Consider the following 16879-nt stretch of genomic DNA (forward strand, 5'->3'; position numbering starts at 1 on the left):
AAAAAGGACAATACTTGTCCTCCGCCAATAACAGCGGGTGGCGCATTGTAATGACACCACCCGCTATCGTCAACATCTTAGACCCTCTATATAGAGGGTTTATGCCTCTTCTTACGAGGCACTCGACTTCAACGCTTCCGTTAAGGCCGCTTCTACTTCAGCTGCACTCACGCTATCTGATGGAGAAGCCTTTTCTTCACGACGACGCTTTCGCTCTGAATGGTAAGTCAAGCCCGTACCAGCCGGTATCAAACGACCAACTACGACGTTCTCTTTCAAACCTCGCAAGTGATCGATTTTGCCGGTAACCGCAGCTTCCGTTAGCACTCGAGTAGTCTCTTGGAACGATGCAGCAGAGATAAAGGACTCAGTAGCCAAAGACGCTTTGGTGATACCTAACAGCTGCCGCTCGTACTGCGCGGGCTGGCGAGACTCAGCACGAAGCTTTTCATTGGCTTCAAGCGCATTATTGTACTCAACCTGCTCACCTTTCACGAAGGCTGAATCACCCATAGACGTAATTTCGGCCTTACGAAGCATTTGACGAACAATTGTCTCAATGTGTTTATCGTTAATTTTCACACCCTGCAATCGGTAAACATCCTGAATCTCGTTAATGATGTATCGAGCAAGAGACTCAACACCTTTAAGGCGCAAAATGTCATGGGGATTGCTTGGCCCGTCGGAAACGACTTCGCCCTTCGCAACTGTTTCACCCTCAAACACTGTCAATTGACGATGTTTAGGAATCAACACTTCGTAATGTGTAGAACCATCCGCTAGTAGCTCACCATTTGCTGGCGTGATAACTAATCGTCGCTTACCTTTAGTTTCCTTACCAAACGATACGGTACCGGAAATCTCAGCAAGAATTGAAGGCTCTTTTGGTTTACGCGCTTCGAACAAGTCGGCAACACGCGGTAGACCACCCGTAATATCTCGAGTTTTTGACCCTTCCTGCGGAATACGCGCAATAACGGTACCCACACCGATTTGATCGCCGTCAGCAAGATTAAGTATCGCCTTACCCGGCAACATATAATGAGCCGGCTGATTTGAGTTCGCCAGCGTGAGCTCGTTACCTTTAGCATCGAGCAAGGTAACGCCCGGCTTCAAGTCCTTTCCTGCCGCAGGACGCTCACTAGGGTCAAGAATTTCGATACTTGAAAGCCCTGTTAACTCATCCGTTTGCTTACGGATAGAAAGCCCTTCCTCCATACCGACCATTCTAACGATACCGGCAACTTCAGTAATAATGGGGTGTGTATGCGGATCCCATTTAGCAACGATTGCACCGCCTTCAACAGACTCAGAATCTTTAACGGTTATCACTGCACCATAAGGAACTTTATAACGTTCACGCTCACGACCAGCTGGGTCAGCAACCGCTAGCTCGCCAGACCGACTCACAGCAACTAGGTTGCCCGATTCATGCATCACAACTTTAATGTTGTTCAAGCGAACCGTACCTTCTTGCTTGATCTGAATGCTATCGGCAGCAGATGCTCGGCTCGCAGCACCACCAATGTGGAACGTACGCATGGTTAACTGTGTACCCGGCTCACCAATAGACTGAGCGGCGATAACACCAACAGCTTCACCAATATTCGCTCGATGACCACGCGCAAGATCGCGCCCGTAGCACTGAGCACAGATACCATAACGAGAAACACAGGCGATAGGAGATCGTGCAACAACCTCATCAATACCCATACCCTCTACTCGCTCAACCCACTTTTCATCCATTATAGTGCCAGCGGGAATAAGTATTTCGTCGCTACCGGAACGAATCACATCGCGTGCGATAACCCGACCAAGCAAACGGTCACCCAAAGATTCGATAATGTCACCACCCTCAATAACGGGGGTCATAATCAAACCTTCATCGGTACCACAGTCTACCGAAGTGATCACAACATCTTGAGCAACATCGACTAAACGACGAGTCAAATAACCGGAGTTAGCCGTTTTGAGTGCCGTATCCGCTAGACCTTTACGAGCACCGTGTGTCGAGATGAAGTACTGAAGTACATTCAAGCCTTCACGGAAGTTAGCAACAATAGGCGTTTCGATGATTGAACCATCTGGACGCGCCATCAAACCTCGCATACCGGCCAACTGTCGAATCTGAGCGGGCGAACCACGCGCGCCAGAATCTGCATACATAAACACAGAGTTATAAGACGGTTGCCTTTCTTCTACTCCATCACGGTTAATAACTGCCTCGGTAGAAATACCCTCCATCATAGACTTGGCAACCAAGTCATTGGCACGGGACCAGATATCGATCACCTTGTTGTATTTCTCGCCTTGCGTTACTAAGCCCGATGCAAACTGGGTTTCAATTTCCTTAACTTCAGCTTCCGCTGCATCCACGATGCCAGCTTTCGCGGCTGGGATCTCGAAATCGTTTACGCCAATAGATGACCCTGATTTCGTACTGAACTCGTAGCCCATATACATAAGCTGATCAGCAAAAATCACTGTCGATTTAAGGCCTACAATGCGGTAACAAAAGTTGATGACGGCCGAAATGGCCTTTTTCACCATTGGCTTGCTAACCATATCAAACGGAATGCCGTCGGGAACAATTTCCCACAGCAAAACACGACCTGTTGTGGTCTCCAGCAGATCAATACGCTCTACCTTTTCACCATCTTCACGAATATGAACCTGACGAATACGAACTTTTATGCGCGCCTGCAGCCCGAGTTTCTTAGCGTGGAAAGCACGAGACACTTCCTTCGTATCGGAAAAGATCATGCCTTCGCCGGTGTCATTCACTCGCTCTCGAGTCATCCAATACAAACCCAATACAACATCCTGCGAAGGAACGATAATAGGTTCGCCCGATGCCGGCGAAAGGATATTGTTCGTCGACATCATCAACGCACGCGCTTCTAACTGAGCCTCAATGGTTAGAGGAACGTGAACAGCCATCTGATCGCCATCGAAGTCGGCGTTATACGCTGCACAGACTAACGGGTGCAACTGAATAGCTTTACCTTCAATAAGTACGGGCTCGAATGCCTGAATACCCAAACGGTGAAGAGTCGGCGCTCGGTTGAGCAGCACAGGATGCTCACGAATAACGTCGTCGAGAATATCCCAAACCACTGGTTCTTCTCGCTCAACCATTTTCTTTGCGGCTTTAATCGTCGTGGCGAGACCACGCAATTCTAGCTTACTGAAAATAAACGGTTTAAAGAGTTCCAGTGCCATTTTCTTTGGTAGACCGCACTGGTGCAGCCGTAGCGTAGGACCTGTCACGATCACAGAACGACCGGAGTAATCGACACGTTTACCGAGTAAGTTTTGGCGGAAGCGACCTTGCTTACCCTTGATCATATCGGCCAAAGATTTCAACGGACGCTTATTCGAACCTGTAATGGCGCGACCTCGACGACCGTTATCTAGCAAAGCATCAACCGCTTCTTGTAGCATACGCTTTTCGTTACGCACGATAATGTCCGGCGCGTTCAAATCCAACAAACGCTTCAAACGATTGTTGCGGTTGATCACTCGACGATACAAATCATTTAGATCGGACGTTGCAAAACGACCGCCATCCAACGGCACTAAAGGTCGCAAATCGGGCGGCAGAACCGGTAATGCTTCGAGAATCATCCACTCTGGCTTGTTGCCTGAATGAAGGAATGCCTCAAGTAACTTTAATCGCTTAGAAAGTTTTTTGATTTTAGTTTCAGAATTGGTGTTCGGAATTTCTTCTCGAATATCCTGTGCGTCACGCTCAAGATCAATATCCTTAACCAACTGCTGGATAGCTTCTGCGCCCATCTTGGCATCGAATTCATCACCAAATTCTTCCATCGCTTCAAAATACTGCTCATCGGTAAGCAATTGGCCACGCTCAAGCGTGGTCATACCGGCGTCAGTTACGACGAAAGATTCAAAATAAAGCACTCGCTCAATACTGCGCAAGGTCATATCCAGCAACAAACCAATTCGGCTTGGCAAGGATTTCAAAAACCAAATATGTGCGGTTGGGCAAGCCAGCTCGATGTGAGCCATGCGCTCACGACGAACCTTCGCCAATGTCACTTCAACGCCACATTTCTCACAGATAATGCCACGGTGCTTCATGCGCTTGTATTTACCACACAAGCATTCGTAATCTTTTACGGGGCCAAAAACTTTGGCACAAAATAAACCTTCGCGCTCAGGCTTAAAGGTTCGATAGTTAATGGTCTCAGGCTTTTTCACTTCACCAAACGACCAAGAACGTATCATTTCAGGAGATGCAAGACCGATGCGAATACCATCGAACTCGTCATTTTGCCCCTGATTTTTCAACAAATTTAATAAGTCTTTCAAAGCTGCTCCTCCAGTGGGTGCTATGCACAGTGGGTGGATCTAGTTACAGACCAACACCCACCACCGTTTGATTTGTGAAATTTACGAATCTTGCTCAAGCTCGATATTAATACCCAAAGAGCGAATTTCTTTAACCAACACGTTAAAGGATTCTGGCATTCCGGGTTCCATTCGATGATCACCGTCAACGATGTTTTTATACATCTTCGTACGACCGTTTACATCATCTGATTTAACCGTAAGCATCTCTTGCAGGGTATAGGCGGCACCATAGGCTTCTAACGCCCAGACCTCCATCTCACCAAATCTCTGACCACCGAATTGAGCTTTACCACCCAGCGGCTGCTGAGTAACCAAGCTATAAGACCCGGTTGAACGTGCATGCATCTTGTCATCAACCAAGTGATTCAGTTTCAACATATACATATAGCCGACAGTAACCGGGCGCATAAAGGCATCACCAGATCGACCGTCAAACAATGTCATTTGCCCAGATTCAGGAAGATCAGCAAGCTTCAACAGCTCTTTGATTTCGGATTCAGCAGCACCATCAAATGCACGCGTTGCCATAGGCACGCCACCACGCAGATTATCCGCTAACTCAAGAATCTCTTTATCACTAAATTCATCTAAGGTTTCGTGCCTGTATGACTGACCAATATCATTGTAGATACGACCCAGGAGCTCACGAAGATCAGCTATCGCACGCTGCTCTTGCAACATAACATCAATCTTGCGACCCAAACCTTTAGACGCGAGACCAAGGTGAGTCTCTAGAATCTGACCAACGTTCATTCGAGACGGAACACCAAGAGGATTAAGAACAACATCTATTGGCTCGCCGTTTTCGTCATAAGGCATGTCTTCGACCGGCATGATGACCGAGATAACACCCTTGTTACCGTGACGTCCTGCCATTTTATCGCCCGGCTGAATACGTCGCTTAATCGCCAAGTAAACTTTAACGATTTTCAAAACACCCGGTGCAAGGTCATCGCCAGTTTCTAGCTTGCCTTTTTTGTCTTCGAAGCGCTCGTCAAGCTCTTTACGACGCTCTATCAATTGCTGTTCGGCAGCATCGATCTGATCGCTCAGCGCATCGTCGTCCATGCGAATCTTAAACCACTCTTCGCGAGCCAAACCATCAAGCACTTCGTCGGTTACAGGCTCGCCTCTTTTAACGACCTGACCGCCTGACGCTACCTGACCAACTAACGCAGAACGCAAGCGAGCGAAAGTAGCGCCTTCAACAATGCGGTACTCTTCATTCAAGTCTTTGCGAACCTGATCAAGCTGAGATTTTTCGATTTCACGTGAGCGCTGATCTTTCTCAAGACCGTCACGCGTAAATACCTGCACATCAATAACGGTACCCTTGACGCTTGACGGCACACGTAATGATGTATCTTTAACGTCAGAGGCTTTTTCACCAAAGATGGCACGCAGCAGCTTTTCTTCTGGCGTTAATTGCGTTTCACCTTTAGGCGTAACCTTACCAACAAGAATGTCGCCAGCACCAACTTCAGCACCAACATACACAATGCCAGACTCATCCAGCTTCGAAAGAGCGCCTTCGCCTACGTTAGGAATATCCGCTGTAATCTCTTCACTGCCTAACTTTGTGTCACGGGCAATACAAGTGAGTTCCTGGATATGAATTGTCGTAAAACGATCTTCTTGTACAACTCGCTCAGAAACCAAGATGGAATCCTCAAAGTTGTAACCGTTCCACGCCATAAACGCGATACGCATATTCTGACCCAAGGCCAACTCACCCAAGTCTACGGAAGGTCCGTCGGCTAGAATATCCCCTCGCGCTATGGCATCACCAGGCCGTACGATAGGGCGCTGATTGATACACGTATTTTGGTTGGAGCGCGTATATTTGGTGAGGTTATAAATATCAACACCTGCGTCACCCGCCTCAGTCTCTTCGTCTGAAGCTCGCACTACGATACGTGCAGCATCAACACTTTCGATACTACCACCACGCCGCGCCACAACACAGACTCCGGAATCTCGCGCAACATTCAATTCCATACCAGTACCAACAACAGGCTTATCTGCCTTCAATGTCGGAACGGCCTGACGCTGCATGTTCGATCCCATCAACGCTCGGTTAGCATCATCGTGCTCGAGGAATGGAATAAGCGATGCTGCCACAGAGACTACCTGACGCGGTGATACATCCATATACTGAACGTCAGAAGCGGCCTTTAAGGTAAATTCATTTTGATATCGAACGGACACCAGATCTTCAGTTAACTCGCCTTTATCGTTTCTTGCAGCAGATGCCTGCGCAATAATGTACTGGGCTTCATTAATAGCAGACAGGTACTCAATTTCATCTGTCAGCTTTCCATCAATTACTTTGCGGTGTGGACTTTCCAAAAAGCCATAACTGTTCGTTCGCGCATAGGTAGCCAACGAATTGATTAAGCCAATATTTGGCCCTTCTGGCGTTTCAATAGGACAAACACGACCGTAGTGAGTAGGGTGAACATCTCGAACCTCAAACCCCGCACGCTCACGCGTAAGACCACCGGGGCCCAGCGCAGAAACACGGCGTTTGTGGGTCACTTCAGAAAGAGGGTTATTCTGATCCATAAACTGAGAAAGCTGACTCGAACCAAAAAACTCTTTTACAGCTGCAGCAACAGGTTTCGCGTTGATCAAATCTTGCGGCATTAAACCTTCGCTTTCTGCCATCGATAAGCGCTCTTTAACTGCACGCTCAACTCGCACCAAACCGACTCGGAATTGGTTTTCTGCCATCTCACCAACAGACCGTACTCGACGATTACCTAAGTGGTCGATATCATCGACTACGCCTTGACCGTTGCGAATATTGATCAATGTTTTTAGCACATCGACGATATCTTCGCGTGACAAGGTGCCTTCACCTGTTTCAGAATCATGACCAAGGCGTCGATTAAACTTCATCCGGCCAACGGCCGACAAATCGTAACGCTCCGAACTAAAGAATAAGTTTTGGAACAAAGCCTCAGCAGACTCTTTGGTTGGTGGTTCTCCTGGACGCATCATACGATAGATTTCGACCAGAGCTTCAAGCTCGGTACGCGTTGGATCTGCGCGCAACGTATCAGAAACAAACGGCCCACAATCCAATTCATTCGTGTAGAGGGTTTCAATATCAGCAACACCGGCCTTAACCAAGCCTTCCAATACTTCTTCGGTAATCTCAGTGTTACATTCGAGTAACACTTCACCGGTGCCGGTATCAATAATATTTTTAGCTAATGAACGACCTAATAGGTATTCGGTGGGAAGATCAAGCTCAGTAACACCGGCTTTCTCCAGCACACGAATATGTCGGGCGGTGATACGACGACCTTCCTCAACAATAATGTTCCCACTCGAATCCTTTATCTCGTATGTAGTGACGTCACCACGAAGACGAGCAGGAACCAGCTCGAGCTTAACCCTGCCTTCATCAGCAAGCTTAAATTTGGAGGTTTCAAAAAACATGCCCAACATTTCTTCAGCGCTGTAACCAAGCGCGCGAAGTAATATAGTCGCAGGCAATTTACGGCGGCGATCGATTCGAACGTAAACCAAATCTTTCGGGTCAAACTCGAAATCGAGCCAAGAACCACGATAAGGAATAATACGCGCGGAATACAACAGCTTACCGGATGAGTGAGTCTTACCTTTGTCGTGCTCAAAGAAGACACCCGGTGAACGGTGCAACTGAGATACAATAACCCGCTCGGTACCATTAATTACGAAGGTACCATTGTCGGTCATTAATGGGATTTCACCCATATACACTTCTTGCTCTTTGATATCTTTAATCGCTTTACTAGAGGACTCACGATCATAAATAATCAAGCGTACCTTTACGCGTAAAGGTACTGCGTATGTAGCGCCTCGAAGCACACATTCGCTAACGTCAAATACTGGTTTACCCAGCACATAACTCACATATTCCAATGCGGCATTGCCAGAATAACTTGCAATGGGGAACACCGACTTAAAAGCGGCTTGCAGGCCGATATCAAGCTTGGCGTCATCAAGCTTGTCAGCTTGAGTAAATTTTCGATAGGAATCTAACTGGATTGCCAGGAGATAGGGTACATCCATGACGTCTGGCAGCTTGCCAAAATCCTTGCGGATACGTTTTTTCTCAGTATACGAGTAAGCCATTAGTGTTCCTCAGCTTTAGCACGGAGCTCATTTCAAAAGACTTTAAGGTCGGGTGAACCTTTTATTAACCGTGTTTTACAGAATGCGCGTGTGCGGGCAAATTAAGACCAACACCCCAGACAACACACTTCGATCTTACGTAGATCGCAAACGGGAAAAGGCCAGAGGGCAATTCGCCCACTGACCTTGTTTTCGCAGACCCTCCTCAACTAAGAGAGAGTCTTTAAGCACTTGCTTACTTAAGCTCAACAGAAGCGCCAGCTTCTTCGAGATCCTTCTTAGCTGCTTCAGCGTCTTCTTTAGAAGCGCCTTCTTTAACTGTACTAGGTGCACCGTCAACCATACCTTTAGCTTCTTTCAAGCCTAAGCCGGTGAGGGCACGTACAGCTTTAATAACGTTTACTTTCTTGTCACCAACAGCTGTTAACACTACGTCGAACTCGGTCTGCTCTTCAACAGCGCCGCCAGCATCGCCGCCGCCAGCAACAGCAACAGCCGCTGCAGCAGATACGCCGAACTTTTCTTCCATTGCTGTAATCAGTTCGACAACGTCGGTTACTGACATGTCAGCGATTGCATTGATGATATCTTCTTTAGTCAGAGACATGACTCAATTCCTAAATTAATTGTATGAGCTTTCGCCCTTAATTGGTTAAGCAAACAACCTAAAAGGTTATGCTGCTTCCTGTTCTTTTTGGTCGCGAACGGCCGCAATAGTGCGAACCAACTTGCCCGCTGCTGCTTCTTTCATAACACTCATCAGTTTGGCGATACCTTCGTCGAATGTAGGCAAGCTTGCCAACAAACTGATATCTACCAAATCGCCTTCAAAAGCGGCTGACTTCAGCTCCATTTTGTCGTTTGTCTTAGCGAAATCACGCAAGATGCGCGCACCGGCACCTGGATGTTCGTTAGAGAAAGCGATCAAAGTAGGGCCTACAAACACATCATTCAAACATGTGAAGTCAGTACCTTCTACTGCACGGCGAGCCAGTGTGTTACGCACAACACGTATCCACACACCGTTTTCACGGGCTTCTTTGCGCAGCGCTGTCATACCACCTACGGTCACACCGCGAGAGTCGGCAACAACAGCTGACAGAGCGTTTTTAGCAGCTTCATGGACCTCAGCGACTATCGCCTTTTTACCTTCAAGTCCTAATGCCACGATTTTACTCCTGGATTAGATTAGCAATGCTAATCGTTAAAAAAGCGACTCTAGAAAAACACTAGAGACGCGCCTTTCGGTGTATCAAATCCAGCAAATACTGAATTGGGCCACCATCTGCGTAGGCTTAATCTTTCGATGCAATTAAAAGTGTTGCCACTTGCCTACGGTCTTTGACGGACTGAGCCCCCAACAAAAATGAGAAGCTCAGACCCCAAAGTTCGGGTTATCAATCTGTGGAGCTATATTTCCAAACTAGACTGATCAATAGTAAAGCTAGGTCCCATCGTAGTGCTCAAGGATATCTTCTTCAGATATACACCTTTAGCCGCTGCTGGCTTAGCTTTTTTCAAATCTGCGATAAGGGTTTCAAGGTTTTCTTTAACTGCGCTAAGCTCGAAAGAAATCTTACCGATACCACCGTGGATGATTCCGCCTTTATCTGCACGATAACGAACCTGACCAGCCTTGGCCTTTTTAACAGCGCCAGCAACGTCTGGGGTTACAGTACCGGTTTTAGGGTTAGGCATAAGACCACGAGGGCCCAACACCTGACCCAGCATGCCTACAACGCGCATAGCCGCGGGGTCAGCAACAACCACATCAAAATCCATCATGCCGCCTTTAATCTGCTCGGCAAGGTCTTCCATACCCACAAACTCTGCACCAGCCTCTTTAGCCGCCTCTGCAGAAGCGCCCTGCGTAAATACCGCAACACGCACATCTTTACCGGTACCATGAGGCAAGCTAGTTGCGCCACGAACAGACTGGTCCGATTTACGAGGATCGATACCAAGATTAATGGCAACATCAACTGTTTCGGAAAACTTTGCTGTACCGAACTCTTTCATCAAGGCAACAGCTTCGTCAAAACCGTAAATTTTGGTCGTATCAACTTTTTCACTAATTAACTTTTGTTTTTTAGTAGGCATATTACACTCCCTCCACATCTAGACCCATTGCACGAGCAGAGCCGGCAATAGTACGCACTGCTGCATCCATATCGGCAGCGGTTAAATCCGGCGCCTTAGCTGTAGCAATTTCTTCAAGCTGTGCACGTGTAACCTTGCCAACTTTTTCAGTATTAGGGCGACCACTACCACTCTTAATACCCGCAGCCTTCTTCAGCATGTAGGATGCTGGAGGAGTCTTCATGGTAAAAGTAAAGCTGCGATCACTATAAACAGAAATAACAACAGGCACTGGCGCGCCAGGTTCAGAACCCTGGGTCTGAGCGTTAAACGCCTTACAGAACTCCATGATATTTACACCGTGCTGACCCAACGCAGGACCAACAGGGGGACTCGGGTTCGCCTGACCAGCTTTTACCTGTAGCTTAATATAAGCTTCAATTTTCTTTGCCATGATTAGTTCTCCTAATATTGGGTGTTAACGCCTCAAAACAGTGGCAACTGCTTTTCATAGGCTCCCCTGCCTTGCCTCAACCCAAAAAGCAGTTTAGCAAGACGCGAAAAGCCCTCCCCCGCCAATACGGGAGAGAGCACTAAAATATTTTATTCGCAGCTCAACGCTACAATACCCAACCTTAGCTTAGACGCTAATGCGTAGACTAGGCTTTTTCTACCTGACCAAATTCCAGCTCTACCGGCGTGGAACGACCAAAAATCAACACAGCCACCTGCAAACGACTCTTTTCGTAATTCACCTCTTCCACAACCCCATTGAAATCGTTGAAAGGACCATCGATTACACGAACCATCTCACCGGGCTCGAACAGAGTCTTGGGTTTAGGCTTATCAGCAGAGTCATCCATTCGCTGAAGTATTAAATCAGCTTCTTTATCGGTAATTGGCGCCGGCTGATCAGCCGTCCCACCAATAAAACCCATAACGCGTGGTGTTTCTTTAACAAGGTGCCACGCTTCATCATTCAAGTCCATCTGGACAAGGACGTACCCAGGAAAAAACTTTCGCTCGGACCGACGTTTCTGCCCGCCGCGCATTTCAACGACTTCTTCGGTTGGAACCAATACATCACCAAAGCTTTCTTGCATGCCATTTAGCTCGATACGCTCTTTTAACGTAGCGGCAACTTTTTTCTCATACCCTGAGTAAGCGTGAACGACATACCATCGTTTAGCCATAGTGAACGACCTCTATACTATAATCTTTGACGCTAAGAACCCTAAGCCAGCATCTAAGGCCCAAAGAATAATAGCCGCTACCACCACAACACCTGAAACTATTAGGGTTGTCTGAGTCGTTTCTTGACGAGAAGGCCATACAACCTTCCGAACTTCTACCTGAGCTGCTTTTAGCAAATCCCAGAAAGCGTTACCCTTCGCCGTATTGACTGCAACATAAGCCGCAGCAAACCCAACAACAAGCAACACCAATACGCGATAAAGCAAAACAAAATCACTTGCGTAGTAAGAGTTAGCAACAGCCCCACCCAAAACAAGGGCAGCCACCACCAACCACTTAAGACCATCCAAACGAAATTCTGTTTCTTCGACTTTAGTAGCGCTCATAAATTTCTCGATTTACCAGTTGAAGTACCTGCATCCAGCGGTACGCGCAAAAACCCAATCCTTGGTCGCTTTTCTGATTTTTATAAAATGGCAGGCCAGGAGGGACTCGAACCCCCAACTTTCGGTTTTGGAGACCGACGCTCTACCAATTGAACTACTGGCCTGTGTAACATCGCGCGATACAAAAAGCTGGCAGCGCACCAACCTTACTAAACCAACACAATAATTGGCTCATGCATACCGAAATGTGGAGCTCATAACCGGAATTGAACCGGTGACCTCACCCTTACCAAGGGTGTGCTCTACCATCTGAGCTATATGAGCTTTAACTCGTCTTACCACCCTCAGAGGGCACTTTAACGCTTACGCTTTTTTTGGAGCGGGCGGCGGGAATCGAACCCGCATCATCAGCTTGGAAGGCTGAGGTTCTACCACTAAACTACGCCCGCGTATTGCTTTGCAAACCACCTACATCGCTGGAGAGAGCAACACCAAAATACTTAGCTCGTTTAGCTGAAACACTGCCAAACACACTTTTCGCACCTCTCTGCCGACAAGCGACTGCTTTTCGGGCTGTCGACACAGCGCCGACAACTGCCTCGCTATGCGAGGCGCCAAACTCACAAAACATCCAGTGATACGTTCGGCTACCTTTCGGATTTTAATAAATGGTGCAGGGGGGTGGATTCGAACCACCGAAGCTTGCGCGTCAGATTTACAGTCTGATCCCTTTGGCCACTCGGGAACCCCTGCCAAAAATAAAAATGGAGCTGGTGAGAGGAGTTGAACCCCCGACCGGCTGATTACAAGTCAGCTGCTCTACCAACTGAGCTACACCAGCTCTCTAACCACACTAAGAAGCTTTTGGCTGCTGCCTTAATGTGGAGGCGGGATTCTAGTGAATGTTGTCCTACGAAGCAACATCTAAACAGAAATTTTGTCGTTTCTGAAGGTGATTTATTCCATCCATGACCCTAGACCATGCAATTTCGCTCATTTTTCCACCATCTCCGGGTGCTAGCATCACCCAGATCTCCCAATAGGTGCGTTCGATAACATTCATCTCAGGAGACAAACCAATGGCTCGCATCTCTACCAATTGCTTGTTTGCGAGCGCCTCACGGCTAAACATTCCGAGGGAAATACCATTTTCAAACTCTCCTTTGGGGATAACATAGCTATCAACCCTCTTAGCCTGAAGCTCGCCAAGTTTGCGCAACGCATCCCTCAAAGAAGGTTCCGGCGGCAAAAATACTTGGTATCGCGATCCCGCGGGGAGCTCAAGCTCCTTAATCGAACCCCTAATATCTATAGCCAGCAGCCGCTCCACAAAACTCTCTGCAAGTGCCCTCCCCTCAAACGGCCCCACTATTTCACACAGCGGCCGACCATCTTTATTGGAAGTGTCCTCCGCTCCAACGATCGGCATGGGCACCTCGCCATCAGCTCTCACAACGGCTGAACGGTCGTCGAGCAGCAGCACCAAATCGTCAGCAGCACCATATTGAAACGGTCGCGGCGCAAAACTCTCCACAGCGGGACTGAAAGGTTTAAACACTAACCCCCAGAGCGCAGCCAAGATATTGCAAAAAAGAAGCGTTAAAAAAATCCATCGCATCGAACTAGTTAATACCCTATAAAATAAAGCTGGCCTAACCCAACTTTTGGCTCAACAGCAACCCATGAAAAACCAGTAGCGGCTCAACCACCACCCCACTCGGCAACCAAGACTTTAAAATACTAGCGTCACCTCCGGTCAAATAAATTGTAGCAGTCGAACCTGGAGGCGAAATACGGTGCGCACAAGCTACAACCTCAGCCATCAAACCCTTTAGGCTCGCAGCAACACCCTGCTCAACGCATGACAAAGTATCGCAACCCGGCCCCCAAATCTGCGGCAGAGTTAACGACTCAATAGAAATTTCACGGGTATTGATAAGTAACGACGACGCCATGGCTTGCACCCCCGGCACAATCAAACCACCTAGATGGTCACCGCACGAATCAACATAATCAACCGTTATTGCCGTGCCCGCATCAATAACAACAACCCCCTCAGCCGAACCCCGATAGGCTGCCAGCATCGCCAACCAACGGTCTACCCCCAACAAGGATGGATCACTATACCCTACGCGCACACCATAATTATCGCTGTCTACTGAAGCGTAAATAGGCAAGACGTTAAACAAATCCAGACAAAACGCATCAAAGCTAAGCCGAAACGCATCCCCCCGAACAGAAGAAACATAGATAGCGCCAACCGACGAGACAAGCTCTTCGCCTAACTGCAAGGCCCAAGCGCCAGCAGTAAAAACATCCTCAGAAATCTGAACGACGCCACTACGCTGAGCCCCCTCATGCCAAACACACCACTTAATACGACTATTTCCGGCATCAACAAGCAAAAACACAGGTACCTCTATCTTTTACCATCAAGAGCCAGCTTTTAGACTAATCTCTCCACCCAAAAACACGCGCTCACCCACCGCCAACTGCAAACGCACCCCCCCCGCATCAGTCACCCCCAGCTGCACACCTTTTATCTGCTCTGACGGCGTCACCAGTACAACCTCCTGCCCTTGGTGAGCGCTCAGCTGCTCCCACTGATACCTATAAGGCGAAAACCCCATCCGCTCATATCCTGCCAAAAGTGGCAACAGTTGATTCAAAATTTCTGCAGCGATGAGACTTCTATCTCGCCCGCCCTCAGAGCAGGACAAAGAAGCCAGATCAACCCAAGGCTGACCAATATCTTCTCCGGCCAGCACCGGCATACGGACATTCAACCCAATACCAACAACAACATAGCACTCTCCGCTCGCATCGCCGGTCATTTCTAACAAGATTCCGCCCAGTTTTTTACCGTCGACCAACACATCATTGGGCCACTTAAGCTGTGACTGAGGATAACCCAACACCTTTAATGCATGCGCAACTGCAACGCCCACCGCGAGACTCAACCCCTCAAGAGCTGCAGCACCCAAACTGAAGCGCCACCCCACCGACAGGTAGATATTCGCCCCATAAGGGCTGGCCCAGACACGACCCCGGCGACCCCGGCCCGCCGTTTGCTGCTCGGCCAACACAACAAGACCATGACCTGCACCTTGCGGCACCGCGTTAAGCACTGCCTGATTGGTTGAATCGGTCTGTTGTAATATCGTCAATTTCGACACCATCTGCTGTGCAGATTCATCCAGAGCCGACTGGAGCGCCGCCGAACTTAAAAGGGCAAGCCCTCCCTTTATCACATAGCCTCGCCCTTTTTGGCTAACCACCTCAATACCGAGCAACTGTAACGACTGCAACTGTTTCCAAACCGCCGCACGACTCACTCCAGCGATTTGACCAAGCAGCTCTCCCGAATGATATTCTCCATCGGCCAGACACCGCACCAAAAGCAGTTGTTTTTCATTCATGCGTACACACCCAATCAATCACCCGGTATACCCTCTTTGGTAACGCGAACCGAGCGACGTTAAAACCTCATAACTAATCGTGCCCGCCTTGATAGCGATTTCATCCAACGTAATATGCTCACCGATAAACTCCAGCCTATCACCAACACACACCGCACCCTCAGGCACAGAAGAGATATCGACAATCGTTGTATCCATCGACACCCTCCCCACAATAGGCACACGCCACCCTTCTCCAGCACTTCGCCCCCCCGAAGGAACCCAGCACTCACCACGATTCGACAAAGACCGAAATAAACCATCGGCATAACCGCCAGCAACAATCGCCAAGCGCGCTGCCCGATCAAACCTAGCCGTCGCACCGTAACCCACGCAACCGCCTTCCGGCAAAGATCTTAGCTGTATAACCGGTAACGCCAAACTGACCGACGGCTTTAGCATATTGTCTTTGATCGGCTGCGGGTTGCCGCCATACAACGCCACGCCAGGGCGAACGCCATCAAAGTGATAACGGCGGCCCAACAACACTCCAGCAGAATTCGCAAGGCTTGCACCGCACGCAGGCAGCACATACTTTAACTGCTCATAGCACTCCCGAAAGGCGCCCAACTGCAACTCATTATGCTCACTACGCTCATCATCGGCACATGCCAAGTGGCTCATCAGCATAGACACCCCAGAATCCAGCAAGGCTCCCTTATCGGCCAACAAACGCTTAAACTCTTCAGGCTCTAGGCCTAACCGCCCCATACCCGTATCGACCTTCAACACGGAGCCTGCAGAGCCAGCCCTTACGCCGGCTCGGCGAAGAACCCCCAACCAGCGACCCAACATCTCTTCACTAATAAGAACAGGCACCAACCGATGCTCTATAAAAGCTAACTCTTCACCGCGCGCGCAACCTGATAACACGACTATTTCACACGCCCCAGGCAACAAACTAAACTCCTGCACCAAAATATTTAGGTGCTCTCGCAACACTAGCGCCTCCTGCAAGTTTGCCACATAGAAGCGACGGCACCCCACCTTAGCCAACGCCCTCACAACAGACGTCATTCCAAGGCCATAAGCATTAGCTTTTACCACCGCCCCGCAATCCACGTTACGGTCGAGCTTTGCCTGCATTAACAACCAGTTGTGGGCAATAGCATTTAGATTAACGACAAGGTCAGCAGAAAAAGGCATGGGCGTAGTTTGAGTTCAATTCCAAGGAAAAAGTAAAAGAGTTTTAACGGATCATACCGCATGGGAACACGCAAAGAGAGTGATTGAGGGGCAAACAAGACAAGGAAATTAAAA

General features: G+C 48.5%; 12 protein-coding genes and 5 tRNA genes. All 17 read right to left on the reverse strand.

Features of this window, described 5'->3' with window-relative positions:
• Nucleotides 1–111 precede the first annotated feature (111 nt).
• The 17 genes from rpoC to alr all read right to left on the reverse strand — a co-directional run bounded on the left by rpoC (nucleotide 112) and on the right by alr (nucleotide 16765).
• Nucleotides 112–4335 carry a DNA-directed RNA polymerase subunit beta' gene (gene rpoC / locus H5647_RS19845; RefSeq protein WP_045860750.1) on the reverse strand — a complete coding sequence of 1408 codons (4224 nt, stop codon included), beginning with the start codon at nucleotides 4333–4335 and terminating at the stop codon, nucleotides 112–114.
• Between the two features lie 81 nt (nucleotides 4336–4416).
• Entirely contained in the window at nucleotides 4417–8502 is a 4086-nt protein-coding gene (gene rpoB / locus H5647_RS19850) for a DNA-directed RNA polymerase subunit beta (RefSeq protein WP_045860751.1), read from the reverse strand.
• Between the two features lie 235 nt (nucleotides 8503–8737).
• Complete coding sequence (gene rplL, locus H5647_RS19855; protein WP_045860752.1) at nucleotides 8738–9109, reverse strand: 50S ribosomal protein L7/L12; 372 nt, start codon at nucleotides 9107–9109, stop codon at nucleotides 8738–8740.
• Between the two features lie 66 nt (nucleotides 9110–9175).
• On the reverse strand, nucleotides 9176–9670 hold the full coding sequence (rplJ, locus tag H5647_RS19860; protein ID WP_045860753.1) for a 50S ribosomal protein L10: 495 nt from the start codon (nucleotides 9668–9670) through the stop codon (nucleotides 9176–9178).
• 242 nt (nucleotides 9671–9912) lie between these two features.
• Nucleotides 9913–10602, reverse strand: a complete 690-nt coding sequence (rplA, locus tag H5647_RS19865) for a 50S ribosomal protein L1 (protein ID WP_052692229.1) — start codon at nucleotides 10600–10602, stop codon at nucleotides 9913–9915.
• A gap of 1 nt (nucleotide 10603) precedes the next feature.
• The gene (gene rplK, locus H5647_RS19870) at nucleotides 10604–11035 is read right to left on the reverse strand and encodes a 50S ribosomal protein L11 (RefSeq protein WP_045860755.1); all 432 of its coding nucleotides are present in this window, start codon (nucleotides 11033–11035) and stop codon (nucleotides 10604–10606) included.
• Nucleotides 11036–11240: 205 nt separating this feature from the next.
• Nucleotides 11241–11774 (reverse strand): transcription termination/antitermination protein NusG, encoded by a 534-nt coding sequence (gene nusG / locus H5647_RS19875; RefSeq protein WP_045860756.1) that lies wholly within the window; start codon nucleotides 11772–11774, stop codon nucleotides 11241–11243.
• Between the two features lie 12 nt (nucleotides 11775–11786).
• Complete coding sequence (gene secE / locus H5647_RS19880) at nucleotides 11787–12161, reverse strand: preprotein translocase subunit SecE (protein WP_045860757.1); 375 nt, start codon at nucleotides 12159–12161, stop codon at nucleotides 11787–11789.
• 88 nt (nucleotides 12162–12249) lie between these two features.
• Nucleotides 12250–12325: transfer RNA gene (locus H5647_RS19885), tRNA-Trp, on the reverse strand.
• Nucleotides 12326–12409: 84 nt separating this feature from the next.
• Nucleotides 12410–12485 (reverse strand) — tRNA-Thr (locus H5647_RS19890).
• 51 nt (nucleotides 12486–12536) lie between these two features.
• Nucleotides 12537–12610, reverse strand: a tRNA-Gly gene (locus H5647_RS19895).
• Between the two features lie 220 nt (nucleotides 12611–12830).
• Nucleotides 12831–12914: transfer RNA gene (locus H5647_RS19900), tRNA-Tyr, on the reverse strand.
• Nucleotides 12915–12926: 12 nt separating this feature from the next.
• Nucleotides 12927–13002: transfer RNA gene (locus H5647_RS19905), tRNA-Thr, on the reverse strand.
• Between the two features lie 69 nt (nucleotides 13003–13071).
• On the reverse strand, nucleotides 13072–13779 hold the full coding sequence (locus tag H5647_RS19910) for an SPOR domain-containing protein (protein WP_045860759.1): 708 nt from the start codon (nucleotides 13777–13779) through the stop codon (nucleotides 13072–13074).
• Nucleotides 13780–13813: 34 nt separating this feature from the next.
• Nucleotides 13814–14572, reverse strand: a complete 759-nt coding sequence (locus H5647_RS19915; protein WP_052692230.1) for a type III pantothenate kinase — start codon at nucleotides 14570–14572, stop codon at nucleotides 13814–13816.
• Between the two features lie 21 nt (nucleotides 14573–14593).
• Nucleotides 14594–15598, reverse strand: a complete 1005-nt coding sequence (locus tag H5647_RS19920) for a biotin--[acetyl-CoA-carboxylase] ligase (RefSeq protein ID WP_236074986.1) — start codon at nucleotides 15596–15598, stop codon at nucleotides 14594–14596.
• Nucleotides 15599–16765, reverse strand: coding sequence for an alanine racemase (gene alr, locus H5647_RS19925; RefSeq protein WP_045860761.1), 1167 nt, complete (start codon nucleotides 16763–16765; stop codon nucleotides 15599–15601). It abuts the gene before it with no gap.
• Nucleotides 16766–16879 lie beyond the last annotated feature (114 nt).

The organism is Teredinibacter purpureus, from assembly GCF_014217335.1.
Lineage (GTDB): Bacteria > Pseudomonadota > Gammaproteobacteria > Pseudomonadales > Cellvibrionaceae > Teredinibacter > Teredinibacter purpureus.

Excerpts from the sequence above, each read along its gene's own strand:
- rpoB (WP_045860751.1), bottom strand. The coding sequence starts at position 8,502 with ATGGCTTACTCGTATACTGAGAAAAAACGTATCCGCAAGGATTTTGGC.
- rplL (WP_045860752.1), bottom strand. The coding sequence starts at position 9,109 with ATGTCTCTGACTAAAGAAGATATCATCAATGCAATCGCTGACATGTCA.
- rplA (WP_052692229.1), bottom strand. The coding sequence starts at position 10,602 with ATGCCTACTAAAAAACAAAAGTTAATTAGTGAAAAAGTTGATACGACC.
- rplK (WP_045860755.1), bottom strand. The coding sequence starts at position 11,035 with ATGGCAAAGAAAATTGAAGCTTATATTAAGCTACAGGTAAAAGCTGGT.
- nusG (WP_045860756.1), bottom strand. The coding sequence starts at position 11,774 with ATGGCTAAACGATGGTATGTCGTTCACGCTTACTCAGGGTATGAGAAA.
- secE (WP_045860757.1), bottom strand. The coding sequence starts at position 12,161 with ATGAGCGCTACTAAAGTCGAAGAAACAGAATTTCGTTTGGATGGTCTT.
- H5647_RS19910 (WP_045860759.1), bottom strand. The coding sequence starts at position 13,779 with ATGCGATGGATTTTTTTAACGCTTCTTTTTTGCAATATCTTGGCTGCG.
- alr (WP_045860761.1), bottom strand. The coding sequence starts at position 16,765 with ATGCCTTTTTCTGCTGACCTTGTCGTTAATCTAAATGCTATTGCCCAC.